This is a genomic window from Pseudomonas sp. Sample_20 (genome assembly GCF_004307585.1).
In the GTDB taxonomy this organism is placed as follows: domain Bacteria; phylum Pseudomonadota; class Gammaproteobacteria; order Pseudomonadales; family Pseudomonadaceae; genus Aquipseudomonas; species Aquipseudomonas atacamensis.
In genome coordinates this window covers 1-8,613 of record NZ_RCOA01000069.1, presented here as the reverse complement: position 1 = coordinate 8,613, position 8,613 = coordinate 1, and the positions used below count along the sequence as shown (strand labels likewise).

Sequence of the window (8,613 nt, the reverse complement as noted above, 5' to 3'; positions counted from 1 at the left end):
TGACGATCACCCAGTTCTTGTCCGCCGTCACCGGCAAGCCTTCCTTGGCCTGGGCCGCCGCGTGTTTGGCCATCATGCCGTTGATTTGCGTCATGTACTTGTCCTTGCGGTTGATCCACAAGTGAATGCCGCCCTTGGCCACATCGACATCGTGGAACAGCATGTAACCGTCGCTCGTCGGGGTATCGCCGCCGACCAGTACCGGTTTTTTCCATTCATCGATATAGGTCAGGATCGCTGCGTGCTTGCCGGCCATCCACGTTGCCGGGGTCCACAGGTACGGCGTCAGCTCCAGGCCGAGGTTGGCCTTCTCGTCATATTTGCCGGCAGTGATCTGTTTGCGCGCAGTGGTCAGCTCGCCGGTCTTCTGATCCTTGAGCAGCAGTGAAACGCCAATGACGTTCTGCGGTTTGACGTTGTAACCGTACTTGGGATCCGCCGCGACCATGCGTACCAGTTCCTCTGAAGCGGCGGTCATCACGTAGACCTCGATGCCGTTCCCCATCAGCTTGTTATACAGCTCCTGCTGGCCAGTGAAGATCTTCGGCGGATTGACGTCGAGTTTCTTCACCACATCGCCTTCGTAATACGTCGCCGGCACCGGTTTGCCCGAAGCCATCAGTTCGTCAACGTAGCCCTTGAGCTCCTTGAGGGTGAAGCCGGAGAACACCTGCGCCACCCACGGGTAGCAGACCATGTCGTCGACTTCGCAGAGCCGGTAGTAATAACTGAACAGGCTTTCCTTGTGCTCGGCGGTGTCCTTGAACGGCATCAGTTTCAGCGAGGGGTCGAGCTTGTCGCGGGTAATAAGGCCCTTGTTTTCCATGAACGGCAGCAAGGATTCTTCGAGGTCGTAGCGGTAACTGGTGTTGTCCATGTCGAACACCGCGTAATTACCCTTGTTGGCGTTGGCAGCGATCATCGCGTCCAGCGCCTTGGCCTGATCTGCCGGCCAATGCTTGAGGTCCGTGGCCAATGCCTGGCCGGCGAGGCCAGCCGCCAGTGCTACAGCCAACAACGTGCGTGCAATTTTCATAGCGCTACTCCCCGATGCAAAGAGTTCGACGCTAACAAATCAGTGTGACAACCCTGGCCTGTCAGCGACCGCTTGCGTCCCCTGCGCGTCAGTTGCATTGCCGACAGCGACACGCGCTTATTCCAAAAACGACGGACGCCCTGCCATTTCGGTATTAAATCATTGCAAATCAAGCTGTTAGGCTTTCCGGTTCGCAGCAGCCCCGGACGGCTGTTGGCACAGTCTTTACTGGAGTTCTCATGAATCTACCGTTGATTCTCAACCTGCTGGTGTTCCTCGCCTTGCTCTTCGGTCTGGCGCAAACCCGCCACACCACTTGGAGCCTGGCGAAAAAAGTCCTGCTTGCACTGGGCCTCGGCGTGGCGTTCGGCGTCGCGCTGCACACGATTTACGGTGCCGGCAATCCGGTGCTGAAAGCCTCGATCGGCTGGTTCGATCTGGTCGGCAACGGTTACGTGCAGTTGCTGCAAATGATCGTGATCCCGCTGGTGTTTGCTTCGATCCTCAGCGCCGTGGCCCGCCTGCACAACGCTTCATCGCTGGGCAAAATCAGTTTCCTGACCATCGGCACGCTGCTGTTCACCACCGCCATCGCGGCGTTGATCGGCATCGGCCTGACCAACCTGTTCGGCCTTACCGCTGAAGGTCTGGTCGCCGGCACTCAGGAAATGGCGCGCCTGCAAACCATTCAGAACGACTACGCCGGCAAGGTTGCCGACCTGAATGTGCCGCAATTGCTGCTGTCGTTCATTCCGCAGAACCCGTTCGCCGACCTGGCCCGGGCCAAGCCGACCTCGATCATCAGTGTGGTGATCTTCGCCGCGTTCCTCGGGGTCGCCGCACTGCAACTGCTCAAGGACGACGTCGAGAAGGGTCAGAAAGTGATCAACGCCATCGACACCCTGCAAGCCTGGGTGATGCGTCTGGTGCGTCTGGTGATGAAGCTGACCCCGTACGGCGTGCTGGCGCTGATGACCAAAGTGGTCGCCGGTTCCAACCTGCAGGACATCATCAAGCTCGGCAGTTTTGTCGTGGTCTCGTATATCGGCCTGGGCCTGATGTTCGTCGTGCACGGCGTGCTGGTGTCGGCAGCCGGGATCAACCCGCTGCGCTTCTTCCGCAAGATCTGGCCGGTGCTGACGTTTGCTTTCACCAGTCGCTCCAGCGCGGCGACCATCCCGCTGAGCATTGAAGCGCAGACCCGCCGCCTGGGTATTCCGTCGTCGGTCGCCAGTTTCGCTGCCTCGTTTGGTGCGACCATCGGCCAGAACGGGTGTGCCGGCCTGTACCCGGCGATGTTGGCCGTGATGGTCGCGCCAACGGTCGGCATCAACCCGCTGGATCCGTTGTGGATAGCGACGCTGGTGGCGATTGTCACGTTGAGCTCGGCCGGTGTCGCCGGGGTCGGTGGCGGCGCGACGTTCGCCGCACTGATCGTGCTGCCGGCGATGGGCCTGCCGGTGTCACTGGTGGCCCTGCTGATTTCGGTCGAGCCGCTGATCGATATGGGCCGCACCGCGTTGAACGTGAGTGGCTCGATTACCGCCGGGGCGATTACCAGTCAGGTCATGCAGCAGACGGATAAAGCGCTGCTGGATGCCGATGAACACGCAGAGTTGGCCCAGGCATAGTTTCAAAGGATCGTTCCCACGCTCTGCGTGGGAATGCAGCCCGTGACGCTCCGCGTCACTGGACGCGGAGCGTCCCCTGAGGCGTTACCACGCAGAGCGTGGGAACGATCATGCGCGCTCCCAGACTTCGAAGTTGTACGCGGGTTTATCTTCAACCGCCGGGTTTTCAACATCCGACACCAGCTTCCATTCGCTCAGATCAAACTCCGGAAACCACGCATCGCCTTCCGGGCTCAGCGCCACGCGGGTCAGGTACAGCCGATCGGCCTGCGCCAGTCCCTGCGCATACAACTGCGCGCCGCCAATCAGCATCAGTTCATCAACGCCCTGGGCTTTCGCCCATTCCTCGGCGCGGGCCACGGCGGCTTCCAGCGACGGATAGACCTCGGCGCCTTCGAGTTGCAGATCGGTCTGGCGGCTGATCACGATGTTCAAGCGCCCCGGCAGCGGCCGGCCGAGCGAATCCCAGGTCTTGCGACCCATGATGATCGGCTTGCCGAGCGTGGTCGCCTTGAAGTATTTGAAGTCCCCCGGCAGGTGCCAGGGCATGCTGTTGTCGACGCCGATCACGCGGTTTTCACCGAGGGCTGCGATCAGGCTGAGGGGCAGTGATTTAGTCATGCCAGCGAGGATACCAGAGCCGCGCTTACCCCGATAAGCGCCACAGCGGTTATGCTCAGCGCTCGATTTAGCGACGGGACGCCGCGTGACTGAACTGACTCCACTGCAAAACCTCTGGCTCACCGAAACCATCCGCCTGCGCGAAGAACACGCGGGGCCGCTGGATGACCTGGAAGCCAATCGTCTGGCCCGCGCCGCTGGCGGCGATCTGCCGAGCCGCATTGCGCGCCGGGCGCTATGGCTGGCCGAGCGCGACGGGCTCACCGCCGCCCTCAAGCACTGGCTGCAAGGCGCGCGCCTGGCGCTGGTGCTGTTGATGATTTTCGCCGTGCTCAGCGGCGCCGGCCTGGCTTTCGCCGCACTTGGCCAAACGCCGGTGAATGTCTTCTGGGCGCTGGGCAGTCTGCTCGGGATCAATCTGATTTTGCTGCTGAGTTGGGCGCTGGGCTTGATTTTCGCTGGCGAACACGGCGCCACCCTTGGGCGCTTGTGGCTGTGGCTCAGCGAAAAATTCGCCCGCGACGCCAAAGCCGCGCAACTGGCGCCGGCCCTGCTGTTGCTGCTGCAACGCAAGAAACTCAACCGCTGGGCGCTCGGCGCGTTGGTCAATGGCCTGTGGCTGCTGGCGATGTTCAGCGCGCTGATTCTGCTGCTGACGCTGATGGCCACGCGGCGCTACGGCTTTGTCTGGGAAACCACCATCCTCGGCGCCGACACTTTCATCCACGTCACCCAGGCTCTCGGCTATCTGCCGGCGCTGCTCGGCTTCAACGTGCCGACCGAGGCAATGATCCGCGCCAGCGGCGACGGCGCACTGGATATTGAAAGCGCACGACAGGCCTGGGCGACCTGGCTGGTCGGTGTGCTGGTGGTCTACGGCGTGCTGCCGCGCCTGCTGCTCGCGCTGTTCTGCCTGTGGCGCTGGAACCGCGGCAAAGCCGCGCTGCGCCTGGATCTGAATCTGCCCGGCTACGCGCAACTGCGCGAACGGTTGATGCCGACCAGCGAGCGCCTCGGCGTCAACGACCCGGAGCCGGCGCAACTGCATCGCGTCGAAAGCAACGTCGGCGAACTGGCCAGTGAAGGCGCGCTGCTGGTGGCGATCGAGTTGGACGAACAGCGTCCGTGGCCACCCGCGCTGCCGAAAAACGTCGGCAACGCGGGTATCCTCGACAGTCGCGAATCGCGGCACAAACTGCTCGAACAACTCAGTCGCTTCCCGCCGGCGCGGCTGGCCATCGCCTGCGATCCACGACGCTCGCCGGATCGCGGCAGCCTCGCATTGATCGCCGAACTCGCACGCAATGCCGGCGCCACTCGCATCTGGCTGCTGCAAGCGCCGCCTGGCGAAGCGCTGGACGGGCAACGTCTGGGTGACTGGCACGCGGCGCTGCAACAACTGAACCTGCCGTTTGCCGATTGCGCGCCGATGAACTGGCTGGAGAGCGGACATGACTGATGCACGCAAGGCACCGCTGAAACTGGCAGTGGTTGGCCATACCAATGTCGGCAAGACCTCGCTGCTGCGCACGCTGACCCGCGATGTCGACTTCGGCGAAGTCTCGCACCGGCCGAGCACCACCCGGCATGTCGAAGGCGCGCGGTTGTCGGTGGATGGCGAGCCGTTGCTCGATCTGTACGACACGCCGGGGCTGGAAGATGCGATCGCCCTGCTGGATTTTCTCGAACGTCTGGAGCGCCCCGGCGAACGCCTCGACGGCCCGGCGCGGCTGGCGCGGTTTCTCGACGGCAGCGAGGCGCGCCAGCGTTTCGAACAGGAAGCCAAGGTACTGCGACAACTGCTGGCCTCCGATGCCGGTCTGTATGTGATCGACGCCCGCGAACCGGTGCTGGCCAAGTACCGCGACGAACTGGAAGTGCTCGCCAGTTGCGGCAAACCGCTGCTGCCAGTGCTGAATTTCGTCAGCAGCGCCAACTATCGCGAACCCGATTGGCGCGAAGCGCTGGCGCGGTTGGGGCTGCATGCGCTGGTACGTTTCGACAGCGTCGCACCGCCCGAGGATGGCGAGCGGCGCTTGTACGAGAGCCTCGCCCTGCTATTGGAAAACGCCCGGCCGCAACTGGAGCGGTTGATCGCCGACCAGCAGGCGCAGCGCCTCGCCCGTCAGCAAAGCGCCGCACGCCTGATTGCCGAATTGCTGATCGACTGCGCTGCGTGCCGACGCAGTGTGGTCAGCGAAGCCGAGCAGGAACAGCAGGCGATCAGCGAACTGCGCAAAGCCGTGCGCCAGCGCGAGCAGAAGTGCGTTGAGGCGCTGCTCAAGCTCTACGCGTTTCGCCCGCAGGACGCGGCGGCCAGCGACTTGCCGCTGCTCGACGGGCGTTGGGGCGATGATCTGTTCAACCCGGAAACCCTGAAGCAACTCGGCGTGCGCGTCGGCGGCGGCATTGCTGCCGGTGCGGCGGCCGGCGCTGGTGTGGATTTGCTGGTCGGCGGGATTACCCTCGGCGCGGCAGCACTGGCCGGCGCGATTGCCGGTGGCGCACTGCAAACGGCGCGCAGTTATGGCAGCCGCTTGCTCGGCAAGATCAAAGGCCAGCGGGAACTGACGGTGGATGACGCCGTGCTGCGCCTGTTGGCGCTGCGCCAGCGCAAGTTGTTACTGGCGCTGGCGCAGCGCGGGCATGCGGCGATGGACAGCATTCAGGTGGCCACGCCTGTGGATAAAACCTGGCGCGAAGGCAAATTGCCGGAAGCGCTGAACAAGGCGCGCGCGCATCCGCAGTGGTCGTCGCTCAATCCGCAGGCGAAGTTGAATCAGGCGGAAAGGCAGGAGCAGGTTGAGGCGTTGGTTGATCGGGTGCTTGAGCTTTAGATCGCTACCCCCTCACCCCAGCCCTCTCCCGGAGGGAGAGGGGGCCGACTGTGTTGCTCTTGGGTCATACACCGACCTGAGATATCCAGTCGAACTCAGGTTTGAAAAGCATGGAGATCAGCTCCCTCTCCCTCCGGGAGAGGGCTGGGGTGAGGGCTGCAATCACTCAGCCGACAACAATTTCTCAGCCTTGCGCTTTAACACACTCAGATCCACCAGCGGCACCGCAACCTCCTTCGCCAACTCATCCCAGCGCCGCATGCGCAAACTCAGCGCACACAACGGATCAGCCTCGAACGCATCCGCCTCAGCCGCGCTCATTACCCCGCCCTGATATTCCAGCGTCCTGCGACTCGCCTCACTCAACCGCGCGTAATACCCCGGCTCGCGCAAGGTCAGATAGCGTTTAGCCTGAACGTGATATTCCACCAGTCGCGCCAGCCGTTCGCTGAAACCTGCCTCACGCAGATAATCGGCACCGAGCCGTTCATGGCTGACCACGCCATAACCGCCCATGTTTTCCGCGCCCTCGGCACACAAATGGCCGATGTCATGAAAGAACGCCGCCAGCACCACTTCATCGTCACAGCCTTCAGCCATGGCCAGTTCTGCGGCCTGGGACATGTGCTCGAGTTGCGACACCGGTTCGCCGATGTAATCGCTGGCGCCGAAGCGTTCATACAGGCCGAACACCCGGGCGATCACCTGTTCTTGATTCATGCTTCCTCCAGTAACTGCGCGATGTTGCGTTCGGCCAGCGCCGGCCCGACGCTCATGCCGACGCCGGTGTGCATCAGCGCCACGCTCAGGCCCGGTGCCGGGCGCAGGAATGAAAACGGCCCTGGCCCCCGAGAACCATAGACGCCCTGCCAGCGTTCGACCACTTGCACCTGGCAGCCCAGCGTCTGCTCGGCAAGTTCGAGCATCCAATTGTCGACCTGTTCGGCGTTGAACGGTGACGCATCGCTGCCGTAATGATGCGAATCGCCGATGATCAACTCGCCATACGGCGTCGGGCTGATCAGCAGGTGAATGCCGTTGGCGTGCAGGTGCGGTTGCTCACGGAGGATCTGCGCCTGCACCGCTGCGGCTTGCGGCAAATCGGCGAAGGCGCCGTAGTGCACGCAGCTCAGGCCGGTGAGCACGGCGTGTTGCAGGTTCAACTCGATGCTTGGTCTGGCCCGCAGCATTTGCAAACGACAGATCTGCGGCTCGAGCGCAGCAATCGGCTCGGCCAGCAGCGTCTGATAATCGTGGCCGGAGCAGACGATGATCTGCTTGCCGGTAAAACTGCCGGCGGTGCTGTGCAGATGCCCCGGCTCGACGTCGCGCACCAGCGTGGAAAAGTGAAACTCGACGCCCAGGTCGCGGCGCAAATAATCGATCAGCGCCGGAATCGCTTCGCGCGAGTACAGCTGCTGATCATCGACACCGTGCAGCGCGGCACGGTGATGGCTGAACTGGCCGCCATACAGATCACGCAACGCTGCGCCGCGCAGCAGCTCGACGTTGTAGCCATGCTCGACCGCGCGGCCGGCGCAGAAGGCTTCGAGCAGGTGTTCTTCGGCCTCGCTGCGGGCGAACAGGTATGAGCCGTTGCGCTTGACCTGCAGGCCGGCAAGTTGCGCCCAGTCACCCCAGATCTCGCGGCTGGCCTTGGCCAGTTCGAGCATGATGCCGGGCGGCTGACCGGTGACCAGCGCCTGGCCGAAGTTGCGCACCGAAGCGCCAAGGGGCGTGGCGGTGCGTTCGAATACCGCGACTTTCAGGCCGCGTTTGGCGGCGGCATAGGCGTGGGACAGACCGAGGATGCCGGCGCCGATGATGAGCAGGTCTTTGGGTTGTGTCATGAAGCCACCTCAATGATCGTTCCCACGCGGAGCAAAGGAATGCAGCCAGGGACGCTCCGCGTCCTTTGTGACGCAGAGCGTCACGGGATTCATTCCCACGCAGAGCGTGGGAACGATCGGCACCGGTTACTTGGCGACAACTTTTTCGGACTTGCCGTCATACCGCTTGCGCCATTCAGCCAGGATCTCGTCGCGATTCTTCGAGGCCCAGGCAAAGTCGTTCTTGATCAGACGCTGCTCATAGTCGGCCGGCAATTCGGTCTGCGGCTTGGCGATCCCCGGCTGCGCAAGAACAGCGAAGTTCTCCTTGTACAGATCCATCGCCTCGGCGCTGGCGGAGAAATCAGCGAGTTTCTTCGCCGCTTCTTCATGCGGCGTGCCTTTGATCACCGCCGTCGCTTCGATCTCCCAGCCCAGACCTTCCTTCGGCAGAATGATGTCCAGTGGCGCGCCCTGGCGTTTCAACTGTACCGCTGGATATTCAAAGGAAATCCCGATCGGAAACTCCCCCGCCGCCGCCAGCTTGCACGGCTTGGAACCGGAGTGAACGTACTGGCCGATGTTCTGGTGCAAGCCGTCCATATACGCCCAGCCCTGCTTCTCGCCGAAGGTTTGCAGCCAGGCGCTGACGTCGAGGA

Annotated in this window: 8 protein-coding genes; 3 read left to right on the top strand and 5 right to left on the bottom strand. The window is 62.7% G+C overall.

Translation table 11 applies throughout. The features are described from left to right. Nucleotides 1–1,036: haloacid dehalogenase-like hydrolase (locus D8U70_RS15070; protein ID WP_130929195.1), on the bottom strand; the 1,036-nt coding region annotated here is incomplete at its 3' end. A 239-nt stretch (nt 1,037–1,275) separates the two neighbouring features. Between D8U70_RS15070 and D8U70_RS15065 the strand changes: the two genes are divergently transcribed. Further along, a complete protein-coding gene (locus D8U70_RS15065; RefSeq protein WP_122748341.1) occupies nt 1,276–2,667 on the top strand; it encodes an L-cystine transporter in 1,392 nt (463 codons plus the stop codon). 108 nt (nt 2,668–2,775) lie between these two features. Here the strand turns inward: D8U70_RS15065 and D8U70_RS15060 are convergent, their stop codons facing one another. Continuing rightward, entirely contained in the window at nt 2,776–3,288 is a 513-nt protein-coding gene (locus tag D8U70_RS15060; RefSeq protein ID WP_073471015.1) for a dihydrofolate reductase, read from the bottom strand. Between the two features lie 85 nt (nt 3,289–3,373). Between D8U70_RS15060 and D8U70_RS15055 the strand changes: the two genes are divergently transcribed. Continuing rightward, nucleotides 3,374–4,747, top strand: coding sequence for a DUF2868 domain-containing protein (locus D8U70_RS15055; protein WP_130929194.1), 1,374 nt, complete (start codon nt 3,374–3,376; stop codon nt 4,745–4,747). Next, nucleotides 4,740–6,125, top strand: coding sequence for a GTPase/DUF3482 domain-containing protein (locus D8U70_RS15050; RefSeq protein ID WP_130929193.1), 1,386 nt, complete (start codon nt 4,740–4,742; stop codon nt 6,123–6,125). The genes D8U70_RS15055 and D8U70_RS15050 overlap by 8 nt, the downstream gene beginning before the upstream one ends. A 162-nt stretch (nt 6,126–6,287) precedes the next feature. Here D8U70_RS15050 and D8U70_RS15045 read toward each other — a convergent pair whose 3' ends face one another. The 3 genes from D8U70_RS15045 to D8U70_RS15035 form a co-directional block, all read right to left on the bottom strand. After that, a complete protein-coding gene (locus D8U70_RS15045) occupies nt 6,288–6,845 on the bottom strand; it encodes a phosphonate degradation HD-domain oxygenase (RefSeq protein ID WP_073471013.1) in 558 nt (185 codons plus the stop codon). Beyond that, a complete protein-coding gene (locus D8U70_RS15040) occupies nt 6,842–7,975 on the bottom strand; it encodes a TIGR03364 family FAD-dependent oxidoreductase (RefSeq protein WP_130929192.1) in 1,134 nt (377 codons plus the stop codon). Before D8U70_RS15040 ends, D8U70_RS15045 begins: the two co-directional genes overlap by 4 nt. Before the next feature lie 126 nt (nt 7,976–8,101). Then, nucleotides 8,102–8,613: extracellular solute-binding protein (locus D8U70_RS15035; protein ID WP_130929191.1), on the bottom strand; the 512-nt coding region annotated here is incomplete at its 5' end.

Bases quoted from the DNA above. Each gene is read 5' to 3' on its own strand.
- D8U70_RS15065 (WP_122748341.1), top strand. From the start codon at position 1,276: ATGAATCTACCGTTGATTCTCAACCTGCTGGTGTTCCTCGCCTTGCTC.
- D8U70_RS15060 (WP_073471015.1), bottom strand. From the start codon at position 3,288: ATGACTAAATCACTGCCCCTCAGCCTGATCGCAGCCCTCGGTGAAAAC.
- D8U70_RS15050 (WP_130929193.1), top strand. From the start codon at position 4,740: ATGACTGATGCACGCAAGGCACCGCTGAAACTGGCAGTGGTTGGCCAT.
- D8U70_RS15045 (WP_073471013.1), bottom strand. From the start codon at position 6,845: ATGAATCAAGAACAGGTGATCGCCCGGGTGTTCGGCCTGTATGAACGC.
- D8U70_RS15040 (WP_130929192.1), bottom strand. From the start codon at position 7,975: ATGACACAACCCAAAGACCTGCTCATCATCGGCGCCGGCATCCTCGGT.